Here is a 24,304-nt window from a genome sequence, read left to right on the forward strand (position 1 = left end):
CGCGATTCCTGTCCTGACCCCCGGCACCGTCTCGACGCCGGTCGCGTCCGGGCGCCGGCCCACCATGGGCACCGGCCCCGTCCGGGCGCCGGCGCCTCTCGTACCGCGAGACGACCGCACCGGCCGTACGGCGACCCCCGTCACCGCGGGGGCGCCGCCCACACCCCCGTCACCAGAAGCGAATCGATGGCCGCCGCGTACGGGGCGATGTCCAGGCCCTGCTCCTTCAGCCAGGTGTCGGAGTAGTACTTGTCGAGGTAGCGGTCGCCGGGGTCGCACAGGAGCGTGACGACGCTGCCCCGGCTCCCCTCCGCCACCATCTCGGCGATGATCTTGAGGGCGCTCCACAGGCCCGTCCCGGTGGAGCCGCCCGCCTTGCGGCCGATGGCCTGCTCCAGGGCCCGTACGGCGGCGACACTGGCCGCGTCGGGGACCTTCATCATGCGGTCGATGGCGCCGGGGACGAAGCTGGGCTCCATACGGGGGCGGCCGATGCCCTCGATACGGGAACCGCAGTCGCAGGTGACGTCCGGGTCGCCGGTGGTCCAGCCCTCGAAGAAACAGGAGTTCTCGGGGTCGGCGACACAGATGCGCGTGTCGTACTGCATGTAGTGGACGTAGCGCGCGATGGTCGCGGAGGTGCCGCCGGTGCCGGCGGTGGCGACGATCCAGGTGGGCTCGGGGAAGCGCTCCAACTCCAGCTGGCGGAAGACGGATTCGGCGATGTTGTTGTTGCCTCGCCAGTCCGTGGCCCGCTCGGCGTAGGTGAACTGGTCCATGTAGTGGCCGCCGGTCTCCACCGCGAGGCGGGCCGACTCCTCGTACATCTTCCGTGAGTCGTCCACGAAGTGGCAGCGACCGCCGTGGAACTCGATGAGGCGGATCTTCTCGGCGCTGGTCGTGCGCGGCATGACGGCGATGAACGGGACGCCGATCAGCTTGGCGAAGTACGCCTCCGAGACGGCGGTGGAGCCGCTGGACGCCTCGATGACGGGGCGGCCCGGCCGGATCCAGCCGTTGCACAGGCCGTAGAGGAAGAGGGATCGGGCCAGGCGGTGCTTGAGGCTGCCCGTCGGGTGGGTCGACTCGTCCTTGAGATACAGGTCGATCCCCCACTTCTCGGGTAGGGGGAAGCGCAGCAGATGGGTGTCGGCGGAGCGGTTGGCGTCGGCCTGGACCCGGCGGACCGCTTCTTTGAGCCAGGTCCGGTAGTCGGGGTCGCTGTGGTCGACGTCGAGGGTCGCGCCAGGGCGAGGGGTCTGGGGGGTGCTCACGGCGTGCTCCTCACAGGGTGCGCCGACGGCGTGCCGCGGCGTCGGACGTCCCGATGATAAACACCTTCCGCACGCTTCTCACCTGCATAAACATGCCTTTGAGCAACCCAAAGACACTCCTGTGGCGGCAATGCGCGGGGCGCATGGGGGGCGCATGCCGCGCGTGCGCCGGAACCCCGCCCCCGACCAACCGTGCGCACTGGTGCTCGACGGCGGGGACGTGCAGACTTCACCGCACGGGCCGGGTGGTCCCCCCGAGGGGGTGGCACGGGGAAACGCGCCCCTCGGGCACACTGGATCACGGTCCGGTACGGATCACGACAGCGGACCGACGACACGACGGCGGACAGCCGACACGACAGCGGACAGGCGAGAGCGCACTAGGGGGCGGGGCACATGGCGGAGCCGGAGTTCACGGCCACGGGCGTGCGGATCGGGAAGCGGCTGCGGCAGCTCACCCGGGCGGGCCAGGTCAGGATCGAGGACGGCCGGCTGCAGTTGCTGACCAGCTACGGCAGCGAGATCGACAGCGCCCCGGTGCAGGCGGTGCGCGCCTCGAAGCCCTGGTTCGCCAACGAGGACCGGGCGTTGGCCGATGTCAACGGCACCCGTTACACGCTCACCCTGAACGAGCACGACCCCGCTCCGGGGAAGCCCGGCCCGCCCTCGGCGCGCCGGTTCATCGAGGCGGTGCGCAAGGCGGCGGGGCGCGGGGGCTGACGGACCGCGAGTTGCGGGACCCGACCCCCTGGGTCACGCTGGTCTCACGTAACTCTGGGTTTACCGGCGATAACGCTGCGAACCAGCCCGCCGGCCACGACAGCGGGCGGCGATCTGTACGCAGCCACCCCACGAGCAGACGGCAGCCCCCGGCGGCCGCCACCAGGCGGCAGTCACAGGCGGCCGCCCCACAGCAGGCGGCGTTTTTCGCCCAGCCACCTCGCTGGATCCGTACTCCGATCTTCCGGACTCACATCGGGGAGTCGCAGCCGTGATCAGCCAGCAAAGCAGGCACTGCACGGTGGAGCTCCAAGCCCTGCCGTCGCGGATCGGCCAGGTCCGCAGAATCGTATCTGCGCAATTGCGCTACTGGCATCTGGATCCGTTGATAGAGCGCGCCGCACTCGGCGTGACCGAGTTGCTGTCCAACGTCCACCGGCACGCGGAGCCGGACAAGTCGTGCACCGTGGAGATGGAGTTGCTCCTCGGCCGGCTCACGGTCTCGGTGCAGGACAACGACCCCCGTCTGCCGATCGTCCAGGACGCGGAGCCGTTCGCCACCAGTGGGCGCGGGCTCGCGATGGTCGCCGCGGTGAGCGAGAGCTGGGGCGTCCGTCCGCACGGCCGGACGGGGAAGGTCGTGTGGTTCACGCTGCCGGCGTCCTCGGCGGCGGTGCCGAAGATCTCGCCGTACGACGTCGGGCAGCCCCAGCCCCAGCCGCAGTTGCAGCCGTGCGACACCGGGTTCCGGCCCGCCGCGCGCGGGCGCAGGCCCGAACACGCTCCCGCCCGGTCGGCCGTCGCAGGCTGACCGGGCGGTGACCACCTTCGCCGTACAGCTGGTCCGTGCGCCGGCCGGTGACCCCGGCCGGTGTCTCATCCGTCCTTGCCGGACCGTCCGAACTGCTCGTCCAGGACGGACAGTCGGCGCCAGTACTCGTCCTCGTCGATCTCGCCGGAGGCGAAGCGGCGGCCGAGCATCGCGATCGGTGAGTCGCCGGTGGGGCGGCTGTCGCCGTGCGGGGCGAAGCCGGCCCCCGACGGCCACCACGGGGACCGGTGCCCGCGCCGGACGGTGCGGCGCAGGAGGGTGACGGCTCCGACGACGACCGCCGCCCAGATCAGGGGGAAGAGGAGGAGCCAGGGGCCGGGGCCGTCGCCGTTCCCGTGCGCGAGGGTGTGCATCTCGAACTCATCTCCTTGGGACGCGCCTTGTATCGATGAGTCGAGCCTCTCGCCGCGAGGAGGTGCGGGTCGTCGTACGGGCAGCGGCAGTGGTAGTACCTCCCGCGGAGTACGGGGGCCGTCAGGTCAGGGCTGCCAGCGGGTCGTCGAGTACGGGTTGCCAGGCCAGTTCGGCGGCGCCGACCAGGCTGTTGTGGTCGAGGGTGCAGGGGAGGATGGGGACCACTCCGCTCTGGCGGGCCCAGAGGCTGCGGTCGGCGACCACGCTGCGCAGCCGGTCGGGGTCGGTGTCCAGGAGTGTGCGGTGCAGGCCGCCGAGGATGATCCGGTCGGGGTTGAGGATGTTGACGAGGCCGGCGAGGCCCAGGCCGAGGCGGTCGATGAGGGACTCGGTGGCGGTCCGGACGGCCGGGTCGGCGTACTCCGTGCGGATGAGGTCGTTGGCCTGTTGCAGCAGGGAGACCACGGGTCCGGGGTCACGGCCGGCCGCGGTGAGGAAGGCCAGCGGGTCGGCCTCCACGTCGAGGCAGCCGCGGCTTCCGCAGTGGCAGGGGCGGCCCTCGGGGTTGACGGTGAGATGGCCGACTTCGAGGGCGAGCCCGGAACTGCCGGTGTGCAGGCGGCCGTCGAGGACCAGCGCGCCGCCGACGCCGCGGTGGCCGGTGGCCACGCAGAGGAGGTGGCGGGCTCCCCGGCCGGCGCCGTGCCGGTGTTCGGCGAGGGCGGCGAGGTTCACGTCGTTGGCCGCGAAGGCCGGGCCCTGGATACCGGCCGCCCGTACCCGTTCGGAGAAGATCTCGCGGACCGGGGCACCTGTCGGCCAGGCCAGATGCAGGGGGTTCAGGGCCAGACCCGCCGGTTCGGCCACGGCGGACGGCACGGCGAGTCCCGCGCCCACGCAGCGCCGGCCCGTCTCGCGGAGCAGGTCGGCGCCCGCCTCGACGACCGACCCGAGCACCTTCGCCGGGTCGGCGTCGACGGTCTCGCAGCCGGGGGCGGTGGCCACGATCCGCCCGCCGAGCCCGACCAGCGCGGCCCGCCATCCGTCGGCGTGCACCTGGGCGGCGAGCGCGACGGGGCCCTCCTCGGCGACCTCCAGACGGTGCGAGGGACGGCCCTGGGAACCGGCGGCCGCGCCGGGGTGCGCGTCGACCCGGATCAGCCCCAGTGCCTCCAGCTCGGCGGCCACGGCACCCGCCGTGGCCCGGGTGACGCCCAGTTCGGCGGTGAGCACGGCACGCGTCGGCGCCCGCCCGGTGTGCACGAGTTCGAGCGCCGGGCCGAGCGCGCCCCTCCCCCGGTCCAGCCGGGTGCGTGTCGTCGTCGCTGTCCCTTCGCCCGCCGCCTTGGGGGCCGCCTTGCCGTCCATGAGGGCGAGTCTCCCATGATCCGTACCGCTGCCGCCGAGTCGGCCTCAGCCACCGCCGAAGCCACTCACCCGCAGAGTGATGTTCAGCCGCCCGGCCAGGCCCAGCGCGGGCGGCGCCGTCCCGGCGTACACCCGGGGCACCCCGTGGTACGCCTGCCGGGACGGCCCGCCGAACACGAAGAGGTCACCGCTGCGCAGTTCCACGTCCGTGTACGGCCGGGCCCGGGAGCGCGGGTTGCCGAAGCGGAAGACACAGGTGTCGCCGAGGCTCAGCGACACCACCGGCGCGTCCGACTTCTCGTCGCTGTCGCGGTGCATGCCCATGCGGGCGTCCCCGTCGTAGAAGTTGATCAGGGCGATGTCGTACGGGTCCGTCGGCACGCGGGGGTCCGGCGCCGGGTCGGCTGCCGTGCCGGGGGCCACCGCGAGGGCGGGATCCTTCTCCGGGGTGGTCCCGGCGGCGTCCGCGACCGCGCGCCGGGCCAGGGCGTCCAGCCAGGCCGGGAAGGGCTTCACGGGGGCGCCGTCACCGTCGACCACCGAGCGGGCGTAGCCGTACGGGTACCAGTGGTGGCCGAGGCAGACCTGGCGGGCGGTCATCGTGCCGCCGCCGGGGGTGCGGACCGTGCGGAGCCCGGCGGGTGGGCGGGCCCACTCACGGCAGGCCGCGAGGAGCCGCCGCTGCCGCTCCATGTCCAGCCAGTCCGGGACGTGGACCGCGCCCGGCGCGATCTCCGTACGGCTGCGGGGGAACAGCTCGGCGTCCATGGCTCCATCATCACGCACCCCGTGGGGACCTGGCCTGAGCTGCGGCTCGGTTAGCCTGGGCACACGATGAGCGACCGTATGACCGCGCCCTGGGGCGAGTACGCCCTGGCCCGCCACCCCGAGGACCCCCGTGACCGGCTGCGCGCCTGGGACGCGTCCGACGCGTATCTGCTGCGCCACCTCGCGGCGAGCGGGACACCGCTGGACGGGACCGTCGTGGTGGTCGGTGACCGCTGGGGCGCGCTGACCACGGCGCTCGCCGGGCACCGGCCGACCCAGATCACCGACTCCTTCCTGAGCCGGGAGGCCACCCGGGCGAACCTGGCGCACAACGGCGCCGACCCGGACACCGTGCGGCTGCTCACCACCCAGGACCCGCCTCCGGACCGGGTCGACGTGCTGCTCGTCCGGGTCCCGAAGAGCCTCGCGCTCCTGGAGGACCAGTTGCACCGGCTGGCGCCGGCCGTGCACGAGGGGACGGTCGTCGTCGGCACGGGGATGGTGAAGGAGATCCACACCTCGACGCTCAAGCTGTTCGAGCGGATCCTCGGGCCGACCCGCACCTCGCTCGCCGAGCAGAAGGCACGGCTGATCTTCTGCACGCCGGACGCCGGGGTCGTGCGGGCCCGCGAGGCCGACCCGTGGCCGTACACCTATGAACTGCCGGAGGACACCGGGCCGTTGGCCGGGCGTACCGTCGTCAATCACGCGGGGGTGTTCTGCGCCGACCGGCTCGACATCGGCACCCGGTTCTTCCTTCGGCACCTGCCCCGGGGCCGTGGCGGTCGCGTGGTGGATCTGGGGTGCGGCAACGGCGTGGTCGGTACGGCGGTCGCGTTGGACGACCCGGACGCCGAGGTGGTGTTCGTGGACGAGTCGTACCAGGCGGTGGCCTCGGCGGAGGCGACGTACCGGACGAACGCCGACGGCAAGGCCGAGTTCCGGGTCGGGGACGGGATGGCGGGGTTCGCGCCGGGCAGCGTCGACCTCGTCCTCAACAACCCGCCGTTCCACTCCCACCAGGCGACGACCGACGCCACGGCCTGGCGGATGTTCACCGGGGCGCGGCGGGCGCTGCGGCCGGGGGGCGAGCTGTGGGTGGTCGGCAATCGCCATCTGGGGTATCACGTGAAGCTGCGGCGGATCTTCGGCAACAGCCGACTCGTCGCCGGCGACGCGAAGTTCGTGGTGCTCCAGGCGGTCAAGCGGGGGTCGTGACGGGGAGGGCGCGCGTCGGGGACCGTGACGCCGAGGGTGGCACCCGTGTCCGTGACCGCGGAGGTGCACATCCGTGCCCCTCACCGCGGGGGCGCGCCCGCGCCGGCCAGGGTGCCTGTCCGTGGTGTTCGGCGGCAGGTCACGGTGCGACCCCGCGCAGGGCCCTCGGGGATGCGCCCAGCTCGCGGCGGCAGGCCTTGTTGAAGGCCTGGAGGTCGGGGATGCCCACGGAGGCGGCGACGGCGGGGATGGAGAGGGTCGTGGCGCGCAGCAGGTGGTGGGCGCGTTCGAGTCTGCGCCGGCGGATGTAGCCGACGACCGTACTGCCCGTCTCCGCCCGGAACAGCCGGGTCAGGTGGTTGTGGGAGACACCGGCCGCCTGGGCCACGTCCGGGATGGACAGCGGGGCCGCCAGGTGGGCCTCGATGTGGGCGATGGCCGTGATCACCGCCGGGTGCGGGCCCGGGTCCGCCGCCGCGGGCGGGGTGAGGTGGGCGACCCGCCACAGGGTCGTCCAGATCTCGGCCCTGGTGCGCTCGGGCTCGCTCGGGGCGGCGGCCACCGCGTGGAGCAACAGGTCGGTCAGGGCGGGGAGTTCGGGGCCGGCGTCCTGGACGACGGGAACCGTGCGGAGCGCGCCGGTCGGGGCGATGCGCAGATGGGCGTAGAGGTGTTCCGAGCGGCCCCGGTAGCGGTAGCGGACCGTGGTGCCGGGCGGGACGAGGCTGACCCGGCCGGGGCGGATGGTGTGGACGGAGCCGTCGACGGTCAACTCGGCCTCGTACTGGTAGAGGTGGAGCTGCCAGAGCTCCGGGAGCCGGAACACGTCCGTCCGCCCGGCCACCCCGTGCACGCCGACTCCGATGCCCGCGACGACGGGCGGCTCACCGAGGTGGATCTCCGTCTCCCGCATGACGGAAAAGTACCAGTGACGGCCGTCACATTCCCCGCCCGGGCGGCTCCGTTAGCAGGACCTTTACACGGCGGACCCCCGGGCGCGCTTCTTCCCGTATGGACGGCCATCGGTCATCTCGGGCGCCCCGGCGCACGGGACGACGTACGTCACCGCCCGCCCCAGGCCTCACGTCGACGGGGTGGCCAGGACACCGATCAGCCGGGCCACCGTCTCCGTCATCGCCGTACGGCCCGCCGCGAGATAGGTGCGGGGGTCCACCGCGTCGGGGCGGGCGGTCAGGAATTCGCGGATCGCGCCGGTCAGGGCGATGTTGAGGGCGGTACCGATGTTGACCTTGGCGATACCGCCGGTGACGGCCGCCCGTAGTTCGTCGTCGGGGACGCCGGAGGAGCCGTGCAGGACGAGGGGGACGTCGAGGGCGCCGGAGAGCCTCTTGAGGAGGGTGTGGTCGAGGGTGGCGGTCCGGGTGGTCATGGCGTGCGCGCTGCCGATGGCCACGGCGAGGGCGTCCACGCCGGAGTCGGCCACGAAGGCGCGGGCGTCGTCGGGGTCGGTACGGGCGCCGGGGGCGTGCGCGTCCAGCGGCGGCAGCCCGTTCTTGCCGCCGACCTGCCCCAACTCGGCCTCGATCCACAGCCCCCGGGCGTGCGCCCAGTCCACGGCGGCCCGGGTGGCGGCGAGGTTCTCGGCGTACGGCAGGCGCGAGGCGTCGTACATCACCGAGCTGAAGCCGGCGTCGGGTGCCCGGCGCAGCAGGTCGTCGCTCTGGATGTGGTCCAGGTGGAGCGCGACGGGCACGGTCGCGCGCTCGGCCGCGGCGGTGGCGGCGCGGGCCAGCGGGAGCAGATCCCCGTCGTGGAACTTGACGGCGTTCTCGCTGACCTGGAGGACGACGGGCGCGTCGACGGACTCGGCACCCGCGACGACGGCCTCCGCGTGCTCCAGGGTGATGATGTTGAACGCGGCCACGGCGGTGTGCGCGGTGGCGGCCCCCGTGATCAGCTCACCGGTCGTCGTGAGGGGCACAACTCCTCCTGAGGGGCTGGGCGGTCGAGGATCTGCGGGCGTCGCGCCGACAGGGGCCGTCACGGGGTCGGGTCGAGGATCACCGAGCGGGTGAGGTGGCGTGGCCGGTCCGGGTCGAGGCCGCGGGCCGCGGCCACGGCGACGGCGAGGCGTTGGGCGCGGACGAGTTCGGCGAGGGGGTCGAGCCGGCCGGCCACCCAGGTCGCACCGGTCCGGCGGACCTGCTCGGCCAGCCCTTCGGGGGGCTCCCCGAACATCCACGTCGCCGTACCCCGTGTGGTGACGCTGATGGGGCCGTGCCGGTACTCCATCGCCGGATATCCCTCGCTCCACGCAAGCGCGGCCTCCCGCATCTTGAGCGCGGCCTCGTGCGCGAGCCCCACGGTCCAGCCGCGGCCGAGGAAGGTGAACTGGGCGCTGTCGACGACCCCTTCGGGCAGCGGGGCCTCCAGCGCGGCGCGGGCGTCGGTCACGGCCCCGTCGACGGGCAGGCCCACGTGGGCGCGGAGCAGGGTGAGCGCCGTGGTGGCGAAACGGGTCTGGACGACGGATCTCTCGTCGGCGAAGTCCAGCACGACGAGGTCGTCGACGGCCGTCATCACCGGTGTGTCCGGGTCGGCCGTGATGGCGGTGGTGCGGGTACGGCCCCGGAGCGCGCCCAACAGGTCGAGCACCTCGGTGGTGGTGCCGGACCGGGTGAGCGCGACGACCCGGTCGTAGGCGCGGCCGTGGGGGAACTCGGAGGCCGCGAAGGCGTCCGTCTCGCCCTGCCCCGCGCGTTCCCGCAGTGCGGCGGCGGCCTGGGCCATGAAGTACGACGTGCCGCAGCCGACGAGCGCGACCCGCTCCCCCACCGCGGGCAGGGCACCGGCGTGCGACACCGCCTCGGCGGCGGCGCGGGACCAGCACTCGGGCTGGCCGTTCAGTTCGTCCTCGACGTGGGTCATACGGTCACCCTCCCCAGCGGACGACAGCTTCATGCTTGTTTGTGCAAGATAGAGGCCCATTCCGAACAACTTCAAGCATGCAGGCGGTGCCGGCTGCGCTAGGGTCGTCCGAAGATCACGTCCGGACGGAGAGGTGGGGTGCCCCATGTCCCGCGACGCCCGCTGGCAGGCGCTGCTCGAACTGCTCGTGGAGCGGGGGCGGCTCGACGTCGAGGAGGCGGCGGCCGAGCTGGGGGTGTCGGCGGCGACCATCCGGCGCGACCTCGACCAGCTGGCCGAGCAGCAGATGCTCGTCCGGACACGGGGCGGGGCTGTCGTGCACGGGGTGTCGTACGAGCTGCCGCTGCGCTACAAGACGGCCCGGCGGGCCACCGAGAAGCAGCGCGTCGCGAAGGCGGTGGCGGACCTCGTCGCGCCCGGTGAGGCGGTGGGCCTGACGGGCGGCACGACCACCACGGAGGTCGCGCGGGCGCTGGCCGTACGCGGCGATCTGGCGTCCGGGACGCCCGCACTGGCCGTGGTCACCAACGCGCTGAACATCGCGAGCGAGCTCGCCGTGCGGCCCCAGTTCAAGATCGTGGTGACGGGCGGGGTGGCCCGTGCCCAGTCGTACGAGCTGGTCGGGCCGCTCGCGGACGGGGTGCTCGGGCAGATCACCCTGGATGTGGCGGTGCTCGGTGTGGTCGCGTTCGACGTCGTGCACGGCGCGGCGGCGCACGACGAGGCGGAGGCCGCGGTCAACCGGCTGTTGTGCGAGCGCGCGGAGCGGGTCGTCGTCGCGGCCGACTCCAGCAAGCTGGGGCGGCGGGCGTTCGCGTGGATCTGCGGCGCCGACTCGGTGGACACCCTGGTCACGGACGCGGCGGCCGAACCGGAGGCCGTACGGCGGTTCGAGGAGGCGGGGGTACGGGTCGTGGTGGTCTGAGACCGGACTCGGACGCGCCGACGCGGTCTTCGAGGTTGGTTTCGCACGCGCGGTCAGTCCCGTAGCCACGGGGCGAGCATGCCGCCGCGTTTCAGGGTGGTGAGGACCAGGGAGACGTCCACGGACTCCACGTCGCGCAGCCAGGAGGAGCGGGTGACGAAGTGGTGGAGGGCCGACTCGTCGGGGAACGCGGTCAGCAGGAGGAACTGGCGTTCCCCCGTGACGAAGCTGGCGTGGCGGACGTGCGCGGACTCCGCGAGGGCGGCGCTGACGGCCTCCGCCCGTGACGGCGGGGTCCGCACCCAGAGGACCGCCTCGACCGGCAGTCGTCAAGGACATCACCACACTGATGCAGGTCGGCGAGGACTACGTCCGGACAAGCTCGCCGAGCACCTGGTCAAGCAGAGAGTGTTCCCCGCCATGAGCCGGGAGATGCCGCGCCGGATCCTTCTCAACAGCACCGACCACCGCAGCCACGGCAGAACGCCCCCATCGCCTCCTACGTCCGCCGGCGCAACGCCCGAGCCAAGCCGAAGACGAACTTCGCGCCGGACTCGCCGATCCGCGCCTGGGCCGACTACCCCGCCAGGGCTGTCTGACGCACTTCTACGATCTTCGCATGAGTGACACGAACCCTGCCGACGAACAACTTCAGACCGCTCGACCGTCGTTGCGGCGTCCGACCGAAGCCGACATCGACGCGATCTTCGCGATCCACCGTGACCCCGAAACCTGCCGGCACAACCCCTCCGACGCGCTCACACGACTCGACGAGGCCGGGGAGCTGTACCGCCGCTGGAACGACCAGTGGCAGCGGTGCGGATACGGGTACTGGGTCGTCCGACGCCACGGCGCCGCCCCGCAACTGGGATTCTGCGGGATCAAGCCCATGGAACTGCACGGTATGAAAGTCCTCAACCTCTTCTACCGCTTCGCCACCTCGGCCTGGGGCCAAGGCTTCGCCGGCGAGGCCGCAGCGACGGTCACTACATGGGCAGCCCGCCGCGTTCCCGACCTCCCACTGATCGCCCGCGTCCGGCCGGCCAACATCGCCTCGCAGCACGTGGCAGTGCGCGCCGGCCTGACCCGAGCAGAGCACCTCGACGACACCGGATACGACGGCCTCGACTGGATCTATGCAGCAAGGCTGCCGACCTGAGCAGCCCCGGACACGGTCAGACCTCACCGAACGGCGTGTCCATGGCCGTTCAACGTTCTGAAGATGAACCACTGGCCGGGGGCGGGGCCTGGGCCGTGCCTAGTCGGACGCGCTCGCGAGGAGGCCGTACAGCAGGGGGATGCGGGGGTCGGGCAGACGCCACCAGCCGGACGGGGTGCGGGTCATCCGGGGCCAGCGGGGCCAGGGCAGTTCGTCGCTCTCCCGCAGGCGCCGGATGACGAGGCCGGCGCCGATGACGGCGTTGACCACCTCGTCCAGGCCGTGCATCCACTCGTAGCTGTCGGTGGCCCCCTCCACGGCGGGGCCGTCGGTGTAGGTGTAGGTCGCGTCACGGTGCACGGCGCTCTCGCCGCTCAAGTAGTCGTTGCGCAGCAGGAGTTCGGGGCCGGAGTCCGGCGCGGGCTTCGGGCCGAGGGAGTTGAGCAGCGGGTGGAACTCCGCGATGTACAGCCTCCCGCCGGGCCGCAGGAGCCGGGCGACGACGCCGGCCCAGCGGTCCAGGTCCGGCAGGTAGCACAGGGCTCCCTTGCCGGTGTACACCACGTCGAACTTCCGCTCCCCCAGGGCCTCGACGGCGTCGTACACGTTCGCCCGGACGAAGGTGACGTCGAGGCCCGCCTTCCGCGCGATGCCGGTGGCGGCGGCCACCGACGCCTCGGAGAAGTCGAGGCCGGTGGCGTGCGCCCCGCGTTGCGCGAAGGCGAGGGTCTCGGTGCCGAGATGGCACTGGAGGTGCAGCACGTCCCGGTCGTGCAGCTCGCCGAGGTCCTCCCACTCCCAGGGGGCGAACCAGCGTGCGGGGTCGAGGTTCTCGTCGAGGGCGTAGAAGCGGCTGGCGAGATGGACGGGGGTCCGGGCGTCCCAGTTGGCCTCGTTGGCCCGCATCATGCGCTCATGGGCGTCGGTCATGACGCCATCCAAGCAAAGCCAGGGCACCGCGACACGGCTTCCCGGTGCGCATGTCCGGCCGAGCTCGCTGGGCGGGACGGCCAGATGCACCCCGCCCCGCCCCGCTCAGTGCCCGTGCCCGGTGGACCTGTCGTGGGTTCCGTCCGCGTCGTTCGGCTCGTCCGGGGCAGCCGAAGCTGCCGGGCCTGCGGCGCGGACGGTGAACGCGGCGGTGCGGACCTTCCCCTCGTGCTTGAAGTCGAGGAAGAGGCGGTAGGTGCCGGCGCTGGGCGCGGTGGCCGTGAAGGAGATGCCGGGGCCGGGTTCGGTCTCGCCGTCGCCGGGCTCGCCGTTGGGGTGGACGTGCAGGTAGGCGAGGTCACCGGAGCGCAGGGCGACCAGGTGGCCGTAGGCGCCGAGGTAGGGCTGGAGGTCGGTGACGGGGCGGCCGTTCCGGGAGACGGTGAGCTTCAGCTCGCTCGCGGCGCCCGGACGGAGCCTGCCGTCCAGTTCGACCTCGTAGCCGTCGACCTCGGCGGTGGTGTCCGGCTTCGGGAGCCGCTGCGGTTCGTAGGCGCCGGAGGCGGCGAGGTCGGCCCCGAGTGTGAGGTTCTGGGCGCCCTTCCGTGCGGGGGTGAAGTCGGCGAAGACGCGGTAGCCGCCCGCCCTGGGCAGGTCGACGGGGGTGCTCCAGGTGCCGTCGGCCGCGCGGGTGGGGTGGAGGTGGCGGTAGGTGACCAGGTCGCGTGAGGCGACGATGAGGTGCAACTCCTTGTCGTGCTCGCGCTGGTACGCGGTGACGGCGCGGCCGTCGTCGTCGCGGATGACGAGGCGCAGGTCGGCGCGCTTCCCGGCGGTGACGGCCGTGGTGCGCAGGTCGAGGGTGTAGCCGCCCTCGGAGATCTGCAGGCCACCGGCCGGCGGCGACTCGTGCCGCCCGGTGCGGCCGCCGCCCTCGCCGGGCTCCGGTGAGGTCCGGCTGTGGCTGTCGTGGCGCGGGGGCGCGCTGTCCGCGACGACGGGCTCGACGCCCTTGCCCACCCCGTAGGCGGTGCCGAAGGTCGCGGCCAGCGCGGCGGCGAACGCGGTGATCCTCAGTCCGGTGTTCATGGCCGTCTCCTCGGGATCCGGAAGGTCTCTACGCAGCCCACCATACCCCCTGGGGGTATCGAGTCAAGTGCTGGAGCCGCTTGCGCGGAATACCCTGTGGGGGTATACGAACGGCAGGGCTCCGCCCCCGTCCCACCGACCGAGAGCGGCACTTCTCAGCGGCCACCGCCAGGGCTTAGCGTCTCGGCATGAAGATTCTTCTGATCGGTGCCACGGGAACGCTCGGCACGGCCGTGCACAAGACGCTGACCAGCCGCGGCCACGAGGTCCTCACCGTGGGACGGGGCGGCGGCGATCTGCGCTGCGACCTCACCGACCCCGCGCAGATCACCGACCTCTACGACCGGGCGTGCCGGTTGGACGCGGTGGTCAGCGCCGCTGGCGACGTGCCGTTCAAGCCGGTCACCGAACTGACGCCCGACGACCATCTCGCCGCGTTCCGGGGCAAGGTGCTCAGTCAGATCGAGCTGGTACGGCAGGGCATACCGCGCGTCGCCGAGCGCGGCTCCTTCACCCTGATCACCGGCGTACTGGCTCGCGAGCCCATCCCCACCGGCGCCGCGGCCTCCATGGCCAACGGCGCGGTGGAGGCGTTCGTCCGCGCCGCCGCCATCGAGATCGCCCCGCAGCGCATCAACGCGGTCAGCCCCACCGTCTTCACCGAGAGCCTCGCCGACTACGGCGACTACTTCCCCGGGATGCCCCCGGTAGACCTGGCCGACGTCGCGCAGGCATACGTCCGCTCCGTCGAGGGCGCCCAGACGGGGCAGGTGTACGCCCTCTAGTCCGGGGCGCGTTCCGCCCCCCGAACCCCACGAACCGGCGCCAAGGCCTGAGTTGGCGTCGGGGCTACGCGATCGGGGGGCTTCCCCACCGCAGGTTCCACCGGCCCGCCCGGCCGGTGCACTCGACCTCGGCCAGCGGAGGGACGTCGACCCGCCAGAAGGACTGGACCGGCGCGGACAGCACGGACAGCGCCGCGGCGCGGATCACCGCCTGGTCGACCACGGCCAGCACGCGCCCGGCGTCGTCCGGCAACGCCTCCATCCAGGCGGCCACCCGACGACACAGGTCACCCACCGATTCACCGCCGTGCGGAGCCGCCTCCGGGTCCGTCATCCAGGCCGCCAAGGAGGCCGGGTCCTCGCCCGCCACCTCTTCCGGGGTACGCCCCTGCCAGCGGCCCATGTCGAGGTCCCGCAGCGCCGGTTCGACGGTGACCTCGTCCCACCCCAGGGCCTGCGCGGTCTGCCGGCACCGGTGCGTGGGCGCGACGTACCGCGTGCCCGTCGCAGTGTCCACGGGCCGGGCCGCTGCGCGGGCCTGCCGCAGCGCCCGCTCGTCGAGTGCCGTGTCCCCGAAGCGCACTTCACGTCCCGCCGCAGCGGCGGCACACACCAGTGTGAGCCGGACAGTCATACGAGTCCCTTCGCCGAAGCCCACCGCGGTCGGCTCATCGTAGGTGGCGCACGCCATGTTGGCCGATCCTCGTCCTACCCCTACCATCGGACCGCAAGGACGACGGCGAGACGGAAGTCCGGTGCAAATCCGGCACGGTCGCGCCACTGTGTGCCACCCCTCCACCCTGGAGGTGGTGGTGAGTCAGACCCCACGCCGTCGTCGAGTGCTCCACACGAACGCGGGACGCGTTGTTCCCGAGGAGGTCTCGCCATGGCGCAGTCCACTGCCGCCCCCACCACCCAGCCCGTCGTCACCCCCCTGCCGTTGAAGGCGGTCGCCCCCTGGGCGGTCTTCTTCGGCGTCCTGATGCTGGTCCTGCTGTACTTCGTCGGCGCCGAGCAGGGCGTCACCTCCGTCGTCTCCGGTGAAGGCGTGCACGAGTGGGTGCACGACGCCCGCCATCTGCTCGGTTTCCCCTGCCACTGAGACGGACGGACACCGATGAACTCCGCCCTGGTGCGCGCGCTGCTCGTGCGCGGCATGCTCGCCGGGCTGCTCGCAGCCGTCCCGGCTCTGCTCTTCGCCTACTTCGTCGGCGAGGGGCCGGTCGACGCGGCGATCGCCTTCGAATCCGCCAACTCCCACGAACACGGTGAAGAATTGGTCAGCCGGTCGGTGCAGTCCACCGCCGGTCTGGCCACCGGCATGCTGGTCTTCGGCGTCGCGGTCGGCGGGATCGCCGCACTCGCCTTCTGCTTCGCCCTGGGTCGTGTCGGCCGGTTCTCGGCCCGGGCCACGGCGGCGCTGACGGCGCTGGCCGCGTTCCTCCTCGTGTACCTCGTGCCGACACTGAAGTACCCGGCGAACCCGCCCGCGGTGGGGGACCCAGACACCCTCGCCCGGCGCACCGCGCTGTTCTTCCTGATGATCGCGCTCAGTGTGCTGCTGGGCAGCGCGGCGGTCATCCTCGGCCGCCGCGTGGCGCCCCTCTGGGGCAACTGGAACGCCTCCGTCACCGCCGGTCTGGCCTTCACGGCAGCCGTGGCGGTGGCGATGGTGTTCCTGCCGTCCGGGGACAACATCCCGAAGGGGTTCCCCGCCGCGGACCTGTGGGAGTTCCGGCTCGCGTCGATCGGGATCCAGGCGGTGCTGTGGGCCGGATTCGGTCTGGCCTTCGGGTACTTGGCCGAACGCGTCCTCGCTCCGAGGCCGCTGACGCACCGGGTGCCCACACCGGTGGCCTGAGCGGAACACCGTGACCGGACCCGCCGGGGGCGCGCCCGGCGGGTCCGGTCATGTTCGGCGGCGGTCAGCTCCGGTACGCGACCAGCGCCATCATGCCGACCTCTCCGTGGTACGCGTTGTGGCAGTGCAGCATCCACTGGCCGGGGTTGTCCGCGTCGAGGACGACGGACAGCTTCGTCTTCGGCAGCACGATCGCGGTGTCCTTGCGCGGGCCTCCGGTGCCCAACTGGTAGGTGTGGCCGTGCAGGTGCATGGGGTGCCACATCGTGGTCGTGTTGACGAAGTCCAGCCGGACCCGCTGCCCCTCCTCGATCGTCAGCGGATTCGCGGTCGGGTCGTCCATGTCGTACGGCTTGCCGTTGATGGCCCAGTCGTACCGCCGCATGCCGCCCGTCAGCTCGACCCGGTGCACCCGGTCCACCTTCCTGGACGGCAGACGGACGTCGTCGGCCGCCCGCAGCCGGGAGGCCGCGAGGAGCCTGCCGTTCAGCTCCTTCGGGCGGACGGTCGCCCCGGGTGCGCCGCCGGACCCGGTCCGTACCAGGGCCACACCGGTGGCGTCCTTGCCCTCGGCCAGCGCGACGAGCGGGAAGACACCGTCGCCGAGGGTGACCAGGACGTCGTACCGCTCCCCCATCCCGATCAGCAGGGCGTCGACCTCCTGATGCTCGACGGGGAAACCGTCGGTGTGGGTGATGGTCAGCCGGTGCCCGCCGAGCGCCACCCGGTACGCGGTGTCGCCCCCGGCGTTGATGACGCGCAGCCGGACCCGGGTGCCGGGCTTGCCCCGGTAGACGTCGGGGTCGGCCGGGACACGGCCGTTGACCAGGTGGTACGGGTACTTCACGTCGCCGGCGTCGCCGCCTAGCAACTCGCTCTCGGCGCCCATCAGCATGTGCTTCATCGACATGCCGCCGGTCGACGGCGACGCGGACGGGGAGCCCTCCCCCATGTCCATGCCTCCCATGTCGTGGCCCCCCATGTCGTGGCCCTTCTTGTTCCCGGAGCCGGAGTGGCCGCCCATGTCCATGCCTCCCATGCCGTTGCGCAGCTCGGCGAGGACCTCGTCGGGGGTGCCGGTGACGCCGTCGACCCAGTCGTCCAGGACGACGACCCATTCGTCGTCGTACGACAGCGGTTCCCGGGGGTCCTCCACGATCAGCGGCGCGTACAGGGCGCGGTCGAGCTGGACGCCGACGTGGGGGTGGAAGAAGTACGTGCCGGGGGCGTCGGCGATGAAGCGGTAGGTGAAGTTGGCGCCCGCACGCACGGTCTGCTGGGTCACCGGGGGGACGCCGTCCATGTCGTTGCGCATGGCGATGCCGTGCCAGTGGATGGACGTGGTGGTCCTGTCGGGCAGCTGGTTGGAGAGTTCGGCCGCCAAGGTGTCGCCGGCGGACAGTCGGACCTCTTGGCCGGGGGCCCGGCCGCCGAAGGCCCAGCTCTTGGCCAGGACCCCGCCGCCGAGGTCGAGCACGGCCGGCGCCGCGGTCAGGGTGACGTTCCGCGTCCTGCCGGTGCCCTTCCGCTTCTTCTCGGCCGCGGCGACCGCGGGGCCGGAGGGGTTGACCAGGGCGGGTGTCGTGTCGGTGCCGCTGCTGCAGGCGGCGAGCACGCCGGCGCCCGCGACGCCGAGCCCCGCGAGAAGGGCGGAGCGGCGGTTGATGCTGTTCATGGGTGTCCTCGATCTCAAGGTGCGCACAGGGAAACAGGCATGCGGGGACGGCTCCTCGGAGGGAAAGAGGACGCGAGGAAGCCGTGGGGCAGGCCTAGATGCGCAACCGGGAGAGAACGGACAGGTCCGGGGGCGCTCGGCCCACCGTCCCGGCGGCCTTCGCCCCGGAGGCGGCCGCTTCCTGCGCGGCGGGATCCTGGAACACCGGGGTGGGAGCGGGTGGTGCGAGCTTCACGACTTCAAGGCTCGCGGCCGAGCAGTGCGGCATGTGCATTCCGTCGCACGCCGGCCCCTCGGCGCTGATCATCGCGGGCCCGGCGGCCGGCGCCCGCTCCGCGTCCTGCGCTGCGGCGCTTCCGTGCCCGTGCCCGGTCGTCGCCTGTGACGGCGCGGCACGGCCGCCCGACATCGCCATGCCCGGCACCATGCCCGGCGTCATGATGTGGGCGGCGGACGACGAGACCGGGCCGACGGCCACGGCGGCCGACTCGTGGTGGATCAGTACGGCGAGGGCCGCGAGCAGAGCGATGACGACGCCACGCGCCCAGCGCACGACACCGTGCGAGGCACGGGTCGGCGGGGCCCAGACTCCCGTCAAGTTCAACGCTTCCCTCGAAACTCCCGGCGAGACGACACGCGCCAATATACCCGCAGGGGGTAACCGACACCTCTCGGGGAACACCGGGGGTTCGGTCCGCGGGGGCGTGCGGGCGCACACGGCGCCTGGGCGATCAGGGAGCCGGCGGGCCGCCCAGCACGTCCAGGACACTCCCGCCCAGCAGCCCGAGCACCACGGAGCCGGTGGCCGCCCCGTAGGCGATCACCGCGGCTGATCTCGACATCGCGCCCGGGCCGCCCGCGGGGCCGGACGCGAGGAACGCCGGTGCGATCCAGCGCAGGTAGTAGAAGAGGGAGGCGACCGTGTTGACGGCCGCGACCACCGCGAGCCACGCGTAGCCGCCGTCGAAGGCCGCGCTGAAGGCCTCCAGTTTGCCGAGGAAGACGGCGGTCGGCGGTGTGCCCACCAGTCCCAGCAGACAGACGACGAGCGCGGCCAGCAGGGCTGGGCGCGTGCGGGCCAGTCCCCGGTAGTCGTCGACGGTGCGGGCACCGGGCAGAGCGCAGACGACGGCGAAGGCGCCGAGGTTGGTCAGCGCGTACCCGGCCAGGTAGTACAGCAGCGCCTCCTGGTCGAGGTCGGTGCGTCCGGCGACGGCGACGGGCAACAGGAGGTAGCCCACCTGACTGATCGTGGAGTACGCGAGAAGCCGTGTGACGTCCTGCTGGAAAAAGGCCGCCAGGTTGCCCAGTGTCATCGAGGCGACCGAGAGCACCGCCACCAGCCCCGCCCACGGCAGGTCGGCGTCCGCGAGCGGTACGACGGCGAGGCGGTAGAACGCAACGAGGGCGCCGATCTTGGGGATGGTGGTCAGGAACGCGGCGACCGGCTCCGAGCTGCCCTGCACCGCGTCGGGCACCCAGAAGTGAGCGGGCACGGCTCCGGCTTTGAACAGGACACCGGTGAGCAGCGCGAGGGTGCCGGCCGCCACCAGCCCTGTCGGCGCCCCGGCGAGTTCGGTGCGCAGCACCGGGTAGGCCGTGGTCCGCCCGGCGGCGAGGAGGACGGTGATGCCGGTGAGCATCAGAACGCCGAGGAACGCCCCGAGAACGTAGAACTTCAGAGCCGCCTCGGTGCCCGGGCCGTCCTTGCGGAACCCGGCGAGCGCGTAGGCGGGCACGCTGGCCAGCAGGTAACCGGCGGCGAGGAGGAGCAGGTCCTGGGCTCCGGCCAGCGTCAGGGCCCCGACGGAGGAGAGCTGGAGCAGGACGTGGAACTCCGTCTCGCGCGGGTCCGCGTACAGGCGGGGCGCGGCGAGCGCGAGGACGAGCAGTGTGGCGCCGAGGATGACGATCCTGCTGGTGGCCGAGAGCGTGTCCAGGGCGAAGGCCCCGCCGAAGGCGGTCTCCACGGGGGTGGTCGCGGCGATCGCGGCGGCCACGAGCCCACCCGCGCAGGCCGCGCCCGCGAGGGCCCCGACCAGCCACTGCCGGCGGCGCGGCAGCCATGCCCCGAGCAGCAGACCGAGCACGGCCGAGGCCGCGAGCAGGACTTCGGGAAGGAGGTCCAGGGGGTTCTCGTTCATCCCGGTCATCTCGTTCATCGCGGTGAGCGCGCGTACCGCGTTCGACTCGGTCGTCCCGTTCATCGCCGGAGGAGGTCCAGGACGGTGCGCGAGGCGGGCTCGATGACGTCGAGGACGAACCGGGGGGCGAGACCGAGGACGACACCGAGAGCCAGCAGGGGAACGACGGCGAGCCCCTCGTGGACGCGGAGGTCGGCGAACGGCCGGTCGGCGCCGGGCGCGGCGACCGGCAGCCGCAGCGGCCCGAGGAGGACCTGTTGCAGGGCGCGCAGGAACAGGGCCGCGGTGAGCAGGATCCCGAGCACGGCCAGACCGGTCGCCACCGGCGCCGGTCCCAGGCTCCCGGTGAGGATCTGGAACTCGGCGATGAAGCCGGAGAAGCCCGGCAGCCCCAGCGAGGCGAAGGCGGCGACGCCGGTCAGCGCGGCGAAGACCGGCGCCCGCCCGGCCACACCGGAGTACGCCGCCATCTCGTACGTGCGCCCGCGCTCGTACAGGACGCCGGACAGCAGGAACAGCGCGCCGGTCAGCAGCCCGTGGCTGACCATCTGGAAGACCGAGCCGGTGACGGCCAGGCGGCGGGCGTCCTCCTGGTCCGCGCCGACGGCCCCGGCCGCGCCGACGGCCAGGATGATGTAGCCCATGTGGTTGACGGAGGTGTACGCGACCATCCGCTTGAAGTCGGTCTGGGCGAGGGCGACCAGCGCGCCGTAGAGCACGGAGACGACACCGACGACGACGAAGACGAGGGCGTGGTCGCGCCAGGCGTCGGGCAGGACGGGCATCGCGACGCGCAGGAAGCCGTAGGTGCCCATCTTCAGCAGCACGCCGGCGAGGATCGCCGACCCGGCGGCGGGGGCGTCGGTGTGCGCGGGCGGCAGCCAGGTGTGGAAGGGCACGGTCGGGGTCTTGACCGCCAGTCCGACCGCGATGGCGAGGAGGACGAGGGCGCCGTACGTCGTACGTCCCGCCAGGGGATCGGCCTCGGTCAGCTCGACGATGTCGAAGGTGTGGGGGTCGGCGGCCAGGTACAGGCCGATGAAGCCCAGCAGCAGGGCGAGGGAGCCGATGAAGGTGTAGAGAAAGAACTTCAGCGCGGCTCGGGCGGCGCCCTTGTGCCCCCACGCGGCGATGATGAAGTACATCGCCACGATGGACAGGTCGAAGAAGACGAAGAACAGGATCAGGTCCAGGGCGACGAACAGGCCGAGGCACGTGGTCTGGAGGAAGAGGAACAGCGCCGCGAACTCCCGCGGCCTTCGGGTCTCCCGCCACGCGTACGCGGCGCAGGCGAGGAACAGCACGCAGGTGACGGCCACCAGGGGCAGGGACAGGCCGTCGACACCGACGTGGTAGCTGATGCCCGCGCTGGGGATCCAGCGGGCCCGCGTCTCGTACCACGTCCCGCCGCCCCGCTCGTGACCCGTCCAGACGATCACCGTCAGGACCAGCTCGGCTGCGGCGGTCGCCGCCCAGGCCGCCGGGAACAGCACGCGGGGCGCGCCGCGCGGCACGCACAGCAGGAGCACCGCCATGGCGGTCGGGAGCAGGACGAGGGCCGTGAGCACGGCGGTCACCTCACGAGGACGAGGACGACGGCGAGGACGGTGAAGGCGGCGACGGCCTGGGCGAGGTACTGGTGCAACTGCCCGGTCTGCGGCCGCCGCGCCCAGCGGCCGAGCGCACGGGCACCGTCCGCCACGCCTTGGACGGTGCCGTCGACGAGCCGCTCCGCCCGGACGTCGGTCCACCGCGCCAGCCGGACCGTGGCGCGGGCGGTGCCCCCGACGGCGCGGTCCAGGACCCGGTCGTCGAAGACGGCGAGGGCGTCGGCGAGGCGCAGGACCGGACCGACGACGAGGGCCCGCGCCGCCCTCTCCGATCGCAGCCATTCCGACGCCGGGACCGTGATCCGGGTGGGAAGGGCGCGCGCTTGCGGACCATGCGTCCAGACCACGGCCGAGACGGCGACCGCGAGCACACCGGACACGACGAACTCCCACGCCCGCGGCTCCGGTTGCCCGTGCTCGCCGAGCACCCGCTCCACCGCGTCGCGTACGGGAGGGAAGGAGGTGACGGTCAGGGCGGCGCAGGCGACGGCCAGGGTCACCAGCGGCAGCCGGATCGCGTACGGCGGGCTCGCGTACGGCGGCAGCGCCGCACGGGCCTCCGGTGCGGCGTCGGGCCGCCAGACGAACCACAGCGCCTTGGTGCTGTAGACGGCGGAGATCACCGCGCCGGCCAGCCCGACGGCGTACAGCGCCGTGCTGTCGTGGAGGGCACCGGCGAGGAGGACGTCCTTCGCCGCCCACAGCGCCAAGGGCGGGACGCCCGCCAGCGTCAGGGCCGCGACGCCGAAGTTGATGCCGGTCGTACGGTGCCGCCGTGCCGCGCCGCGCAAAGCGGGCAGCGCCTTGGTACCGAGGGTGGTCAGCCAGGCGCCGGCGACGAGGAACGCCAGGCTCTTCGCGACGGCGTGTGCGACGAGTTGCAGGGTTCCGCCGGTGATCGCGCCGGTTCCCGCGGCGAGGACCATGAAGCCGATCTGCGCGCAGGTGGAGGCGGCCAGCAACTGCTTGAGGTCGGTCTGCGCCACGGCGACAAGGCCGAGCAGTACCGCCGTCACCGCGCCCGTCCACGCCACGACGGGCGCACCCCAGCCGGAGCGGGTGAGCAGCGGCTCCAGCCGCAGCAGCAGATACGCCCCGGCGACCACCATGGTCGCCGAGTGCAGCAGGGCGGAAACCGGGCTCGGGCCCAGCATCGCCCTGGACAGCCAGAAGCTGAAGGGCAGTTGGGCGGACTTGCCGAACGCGGCCACGATGACGCCGGCGGTGATGACGTCCGCCCAGGCGCCGGTCGCGTGCGGAAGGTCGTCGAGGGCGAGGGAACCGGACCGACCGCTCGCCAGCGCCGCGCCGGCGGCGAGGTAGAGGCCGAGATCGGCCGCGCGGGTGGTGAGGAAGGCCGTGGCGGCGGCGTCGCCGCGTCCCGGGTCGCGCCACCGGTAGCCGATCAGTGCCCAGGAGGTGGCGCCCATCACCTCCCACGCCATCAGCAGGACCGGGAGCGTGGTCGCGGTGACCGTCGTCAGCATCGCGCCGCTGAAGAGCAGCATCAGCCCGAAGAATCGGGCGCGGGCCTCACCCGGCCCGATGTCCGCGACGCTGAACACCAGGACAGCCACCGTCACGGCCGTGACGGTGACGGCCATCAGGCCCGACAGCCCGTCGACCGCGAGCCCGGCGGGAAGCCCTTCCAGCAGGGGCGCCTCGACCCGCGGATGCGCGAACGCCGCGGTGACGGCGAGGCCGAGCGCGGCGACGGCCGCGACGACCGCGACACCGGGCGCGTAGCGGTCCGCCGGGCGGCCGGCGACCGCGAGCAGTGTCCCCGCGGTCAGCGGCAGCGCGACGAGCGCCCACAGCAGCGCGCTCACTCCTTCAACTCCGCCGCCATGTCCGTCATGTCGACCTCACGGGCCCGGAACAGGGCGGTGACGACGGCGAATCCGACGGCCATCTCCACCGCCATGACCGTGACCGCCAGGACGACCAGCACCTGCCCGTCGGCGACGGCCGGGGCGACGTGTCGCCAGACGGCCGCCGCGCCCACGATCACGCCGCCCAGCATCAGTTCGAGCCCCATCATGAGCATCACCACGGACTGCTGGGTGAGCACCCCGAACAGGCCGATGCTGAACAGCGCGGCGGCGAGCAGCAGGAACGGCTCCAGACTCATCGGCCCGTTCCTCCTCGTACCGGGTCGTCGGCGCAGCGCGCGTCGACGTCGTCGCCGTAGCGGTCGTAGCGGCCCCGGCGGGTGGCCAGGACGACGGTCGCGACGATGGTGGCGACCAGGGCGAGGCCGAGGGTCATCATGGTGAGCATCTGAGGGCCCATCAGCGACAGGCCCAGGTCCCTGGTGGGGTCGGCCGACGGCTCGCCGCGGCGGGCCGGCCAGGGAGCGAGCAGGATCCCCGCGACGAGGACGGCGAGGACCGCCGCGCAGATCACGACCGCCCCCTTGGCGTTGTGCACCATCGTCATCGGCATCAGCCCGGCCGGGTTCATCATGTACATCACCATGAACACGGCCATGACGGCCATCTCGATGGTCATCATCAGCACGATCACGACGCCGAGGTAGTCGAGTCCGAGCAGCAGCACCTCGCCGCCGACGCAGAGCAGCGAGGTCAGCAGCGCGTACGTCGCCCGGGCCATGGAGTCGAACCGGAACACCATGACCCCGGCGGCCACCGCAGGCAGGGCGAGCGCCCAGAAGACGACGTCGTCGAACACGTTCGGTCCCCG

At 72.7% G+C, this 24,304-nt stretch carries 26 protein-coding genes; 8 read left to right on the top strand and 18 right to left on the bottom strand.

Annotation, left to right across the window (positions count from 1 at the left end; all coding sequences use genetic code 11):
• Positions 1-140: 140 nt before the first annotated feature.
• Entirely contained in the window at positions 141-1,274 is a 1,134-nt protein-coding gene (gene cds1 / locus M8J73_RS19830) for an L-cysteine desulfhydrase Cds1 (protein WP_055542925.1), read from the bottom strand.
• 396 nt (positions 1,275-1,670) lie between these two features.
• Between cds1 and M8J73_RS19835 the strand changes: the two genes are divergently transcribed.
• Positions 1,671-1,994, top strand: coding sequence for a hypothetical protein (locus tag M8J73_RS19835; RefSeq protein ID WP_055517608.1), 324 nt, complete (start codon positions 1,671-1,673; stop codon positions 1,992-1,994).
• A 271-nt stretch (positions 1,995-2,265) separates the two neighbouring features.
• Positions 2,266-2,805, top strand: coding sequence for an ATP-binding protein (locus M8J73_RS19840; RefSeq protein WP_079055268.1), 540 nt, complete (start codon positions 2,266-2,268; stop codon positions 2,803-2,805).
• Positions 2,806-2,870: 65 nt separating this feature from the next.
• On the opposite strand, the gene M8J73_RS19845 is transcribed toward M8J73_RS19840, so the two are convergent.
• The 3 genes from M8J73_RS19845 to M8J73_RS19855 all read right to left on the bottom strand — a co-directional run bounded on the left by M8J73_RS19845 (position 2,871) and on the right by M8J73_RS19855 (position 5,316).
• A complete protein-coding gene (locus M8J73_RS19845; protein ID WP_055542924.1) occupies positions 2,871-3,179 on the bottom strand; it encodes an SHOCT domain-containing protein in 309 nt (102 codons plus the stop codon).
• Positions 3,180-3,300: 121 nt separating this feature from the next.
• Complete coding sequence (locus M8J73_RS19850) at positions 3,301-4,548, bottom strand: ROK family protein (RefSeq protein WP_055542923.1); 1,248 nt, start codon at positions 4,546-4,548, stop codon at positions 3,301-3,303.
• 45 nt (positions 4,549-4,593) lie between these two features.
• The gene (locus M8J73_RS19855; RefSeq protein ID WP_249828881.1) at positions 4,594-5,316 is read right to left on the bottom strand and encodes an alpha-ketoglutarate-dependent dioxygenase AlkB family protein; all 723 of its coding nucleotides are present in this window, start codon (positions 5,314-5,316) and stop codon (positions 4,594-4,596) included.
• Between the two features lie 66 nt (positions 5,317-5,382).
• On the opposite strand from M8J73_RS19855, the gene M8J73_RS19860 reads away from it, so the two are divergent.
• Complete coding sequence (locus M8J73_RS19860) at positions 5,383-6,534, top strand: methyltransferase (RefSeq protein WP_206188056.1); 1,152 nt, start codon at positions 5,383-5,385, stop codon at positions 6,532-6,534.
• A 139-nt stretch (positions 6,535-6,673) separates the two neighbouring features.
• Here M8J73_RS19860 and M8J73_RS19865 read toward each other — a convergent pair whose 3' ends face one another.
• From M8J73_RS19865 to M8J73_RS19875, 3 genes are all read right to left on the bottom strand, one after another.
• Positions 6,674-7,447 carry an AraC family transcriptional regulator gene (locus M8J73_RS19865; protein WP_055542762.1) on the bottom strand — a complete coding sequence of 258 codons (774 nt, stop codon included), beginning with the start codon at positions 7,445-7,447 and terminating at the stop codon, positions 6,674-6,676.
• A 168-nt stretch (positions 7,448-7,615) separates the two neighbouring features.
• A complete protein-coding gene (locus tag M8J73_RS19870; protein ID WP_055542761.1) occupies positions 7,616-8,476 on the bottom strand; it encodes a class II fructose-bisphosphate aldolase in 861 nt (286 codons plus the stop codon).
• Positions 8,477-8,535: 59 nt separating this feature from the next.
• A complete protein-coding gene (locus M8J73_RS19875; protein ID WP_055542760.1) occupies positions 8,536-9,423 on the bottom strand; it encodes an SIS domain-containing protein in 888 nt (295 codons plus the stop codon).
• Between the two features lie 145 nt (positions 9,424-9,568).
• On the opposite strand from M8J73_RS19875, the gene M8J73_RS19880 reads away from it, so the two are divergent.
• A complete protein-coding gene (locus tag M8J73_RS19880; RefSeq protein ID WP_055542759.1) occupies positions 9,569-10,348 on the top strand; it encodes a DeoR/GlpR family DNA-binding transcription regulator in 780 nt (259 codons plus the stop codon).
• A 53-nt stretch (positions 10,349-10,401) separates the two neighbouring features.
• Here M8J73_RS19880 and M8J73_RS19885 read toward each other — a convergent pair whose 3' ends face one another.
• Positions 10,402-10,650 carry an Lrp/AsnC ligand binding domain-containing protein gene (locus tag M8J73_RS19885; protein ID WP_055542758.1) on the bottom strand — a complete coding sequence of 83 codons (249 nt, stop codon included), beginning with the start codon at positions 10,648-10,650 and terminating at the stop codon, positions 10,402-10,404.
• Positions 10,651-10,967: 317 nt separating this feature from the next.
• Between M8J73_RS19885 and M8J73_RS19890 the strand changes: the two genes are divergently transcribed.
• Positions 10,968-11,507 carry a GNAT family N-acetyltransferase gene (locus tag M8J73_RS19890; protein ID WP_055542757.1) on the top strand — a complete coding sequence of 180 codons (540 nt, stop codon included), beginning with the start codon at positions 10,968-10,970 and terminating at the stop codon, positions 11,505-11,507.
• 99 nt (positions 11,508-11,606) lie between these two features.
• Here the strand turns inward: M8J73_RS19890 and M8J73_RS19895 are convergent, their stop codons facing one another.
• Positions 11,607-12,437: a class I SAM-dependent methyltransferase gene (locus M8J73_RS19895; RefSeq protein ID WP_055541056.1), complete on the bottom strand. Its 831-nt coding sequence runs from the start codon at positions 12,435-12,437 to the stop codon at positions 11,607-11,609.
• A 105-nt stretch (positions 12,438-12,542) separates the two neighbouring features.
• Complete coding sequence (locus tag M8J73_RS19900) at positions 12,543-13,526, bottom strand: DUF8832 domain-containing protein (RefSeq protein WP_055541055.1); 984 nt, start codon at positions 13,524-13,526, stop codon at positions 12,543-12,545.
• 188 nt (positions 13,527-13,714) lie between these two features.
• Here M8J73_RS19900 and M8J73_RS19905 point away from each other — a divergent pair, with 188 nt between their 5' ends.
• Complete coding sequence (locus M8J73_RS19905; RefSeq protein WP_055541054.1) at positions 13,715-14,311, top strand: short chain dehydrogenase; 597 nt, start codon at positions 13,715-13,717, stop codon at positions 14,309-14,311.
• Positions 14,312-14,375: 64 nt separating this feature from the next.
• On the opposite strand, the gene M8J73_RS19910 is transcribed toward M8J73_RS19905, so the two are convergent.
• Positions 14,376-14,945, bottom strand: a complete 570-nt coding sequence (locus tag M8J73_RS19910) for a histidine phosphatase family protein (protein ID WP_055541057.1) — start codon at positions 14,943-14,945, stop codon at positions 14,376-14,378.
• A gap of 252 nt (positions 14,946-15,197) precedes the next feature.
• Between M8J73_RS19910 and M8J73_RS19915 the strand changes: the two genes are divergently transcribed.
• A complete protein-coding gene (locus M8J73_RS19915; protein ID WP_249828882.1) occupies positions 15,198-15,413 on the top strand; it encodes a CbtB domain-containing protein in 216 nt (71 codons plus the stop codon).
• A gap of 15 nt (positions 15,414-15,428) precedes the next feature.
• Positions 15,429-16,172: a CbtA family protein gene (locus M8J73_RS19920; protein ID WP_055538573.1), complete on the top strand. Its 744-nt coding sequence runs from the start codon at positions 15,429-15,431 to the stop codon at positions 16,170-16,172.
• A gap of 64 nt (positions 16,173-16,236) precedes the next feature.
• Here the strand turns inward: M8J73_RS19920 and M8J73_RS19925 are convergent, their stop codons facing one another.
• The 7 genes from M8J73_RS19925 to M8J73_RS19955 all read right to left on the bottom strand — a co-directional run bounded on the left by M8J73_RS19925 (position 16,237) and on the right by M8J73_RS19955 (position 24,292).
• Complete coding sequence (locus M8J73_RS19925; RefSeq protein WP_055538572.1) at positions 16,237-17,847, bottom strand: multicopper oxidase family protein; 1,611 nt, start codon at positions 17,845-17,847, stop codon at positions 16,237-16,239.
• A gap of 94 nt (positions 17,848-17,941) precedes the next feature.
• On the bottom strand, positions 17,942-18,445 hold the full coding sequence (locus tag M8J73_RS19930; RefSeq protein ID WP_157873127.1) for a hypothetical protein: 504 nt from the start codon (positions 18,443-18,445) through the stop codon (positions 17,942-17,944).
• A 133-nt stretch (positions 18,446-18,578) separates the two neighbouring features.
• A complete protein-coding gene (locus M8J73_RS19935) occupies positions 18,579-20,000 on the bottom strand; it encodes an NADH-quinone oxidoreductase subunit N (protein ID WP_055538574.1) in 1,422 nt (473 codons plus the stop codon).
• A 50-nt stretch (positions 20,001-20,050) separates the two neighbouring features.
• Positions 20,051-21,559 carry a complex I subunit 4 family protein gene (locus tag M8J73_RS19940; RefSeq protein WP_206187825.1) on the bottom strand — a complete coding sequence of 503 codons (1,509 nt, stop codon included), beginning with the start codon at positions 21,557-21,559 and terminating at the stop codon, positions 20,051-20,053.
• 5 nt (positions 21,560-21,564) lie between these two features.
• On the bottom strand, positions 21,565-23,430 hold the full coding sequence (locus M8J73_RS19945) for an NADH-quinone oxidoreductase subunit 5 family protein (RefSeq protein ID WP_055538569.1): 1,866 nt from the start codon (positions 23,428-23,430) through the stop codon (positions 21,565-21,567).
• Positions 23,427-23,732, bottom strand: coding sequence for an NADH-quinone oxidoreductase subunit NuoK (gene nuoK / locus M8J73_RS19950; protein WP_055541389.1), 306 nt, complete (start codon positions 23,730-23,732; stop codon positions 23,427-23,429). The genes M8J73_RS19945 and nuoK overlap by 4 nt, the downstream gene beginning before the upstream one ends.
• Complete coding sequence (locus tag M8J73_RS19955; RefSeq protein WP_055541390.1) at positions 23,729-24,292, bottom strand: NADH-quinone oxidoreductase subunit J; 564 nt, start codon at positions 24,290-24,292, stop codon at positions 23,729-23,731. Before M8J73_RS19955 ends, nuoK begins: the two co-directional genes overlap by 4 nt.
• Between the last annotated feature and the right edge of the window lie 12 nt (positions 24,293-24,304).

Origin of the sequence: Streptomyces neyagawaensis, assembly GCF_023516595.1 — a bacterium.
Taxonomy (GTDB): Bacteria; Actinomycetota; Actinomycetes; order Streptomycetales; family Streptomycetaceae; genus Streptomyces; species Streptomyces neyagawaensis.

What these genes read in the sequence shown, in the direction of transcription:
- M8J73_RS19900 (WP_055541055.1), bottom strand. Translation starts at nt 13,526, where the DNA reads ATGAACACCGGACTGAGGATCACCGCGTTCGCCGCCGCGCTGGCCGCG.
- M8J73_RS19935 (WP_055538574.1), bottom strand. Translation starts at nt 20,000, where the DNA reads ATGACCGGGATGAACGAGAACCCCCTGGACCTCCTTCCCGAAGTCCTG.
- M8J73_RS19845 (WP_055542924.1), bottom strand. Translation starts at nt 3,179, where the DNA reads ATGCACACCCTCGCGCACGGGAACGGCGACGGCCCCGGCCCCTGGCTC.
- M8J73_RS19910 (WP_055541057.1), bottom strand. Translation starts at nt 14,945, where the DNA reads ATGACTGTCCGGCTCACACTGGTGTGTGCCGCCGCTGCGGCGGGACGT.
- M8J73_RS19895 (WP_055541056.1), bottom strand. Translation starts at nt 12,437, where the DNA reads ATGACCGACGCCCATGAGCGCATGATGCGGGCCAACGAGGCCAACTGG.
- M8J73_RS19835 (WP_055517608.1), top strand. Translation starts at nt 1,671, where the DNA reads ATGGCGGAGCCGGAGTTCACGGCCACGGGCGTGCGGATCGGGAAGCGG.
- M8J73_RS19920 (WP_055538573.1), top strand. Translation starts at nt 15,429, where the DNA reads ATGAACTCCGCCCTGGTGCGCGCGCTGCTCGTGCGCGGCATGCTCGCC.
- M8J73_RS19880 (WP_055542759.1), top strand. Translation starts at nt 9,569, where the DNA reads ATGTCCCGCGACGCCCGCTGGCAGGCGCTGCTCGAACTGCTCGTGGAG.
- M8J73_RS19925 (WP_055538572.1), bottom strand. Translation starts at nt 17,847, where the DNA reads ATGAACAGCATCAACCGCCGCTCCGCCCTTCTCGCGGGGCTCGGCGTC.
- M8J73_RS19860 (WP_206188056.1), top strand. Translation starts at nt 5,383, where the DNA reads ATGAGCGACCGTATGACCGCGCCCTGGGGCGAGTACGCCCTGGCCCGC.
- M8J73_RS19850 (WP_055542923.1), bottom strand. Translation starts at nt 4,548, where the DNA reads ATGGACGGCAAGGCGGCCCCCAAGGCGGCGGGCGAAGGGACAGCGACG.
- M8J73_RS19905 (WP_055541054.1), top strand. Translation starts at nt 13,715, where the DNA reads ATGAAGATTCTTCTGATCGGTGCCACGGGAACGCTCGGCACGGCCGTG.
- M8J73_RS19855 (WP_249828881.1), bottom strand. Translation starts at nt 5,316, where the DNA reads ATGGACGCCGAGCTGTTCCCCCGCAGCCGTACGGAGATCGCGCCGGGC.
- M8J73_RS19875 (WP_055542760.1), bottom strand. Translation starts at nt 9,423, where the DNA reads ATGACCCACGTCGAGGACGAACTGAACGGCCAGCCCGAGTGCTGGTCC.
- M8J73_RS19865 (WP_055542762.1), bottom strand. Translation starts at nt 7,447, where the DNA reads ATGCGGGAGACGGAGATCCACCTCGGTGAGCCGCCCGTCGTCGCGGGC.
- nuoK (WP_055541389.1), bottom strand. Translation starts at nt 23,732, where the DNA reads ATGAGTCTGGAGCCGTTCCTGCTGCTCGCCGCCGCGCTGTTCAGCATC.
- M8J73_RS19890 (WP_055542757.1), top strand. Translation starts at nt 10,968, where the DNA reads ATGAGTGACACGAACCCTGCCGACGAACAACTTCAGACCGCTCGACCG.
- M8J73_RS19915 (WP_249828882.1), top strand. Translation starts at nt 15,198, where the DNA reads ATGGCGCAGTCCACTGCCGCCCCCACCACCCAGCCCGTCGTCACCCCC.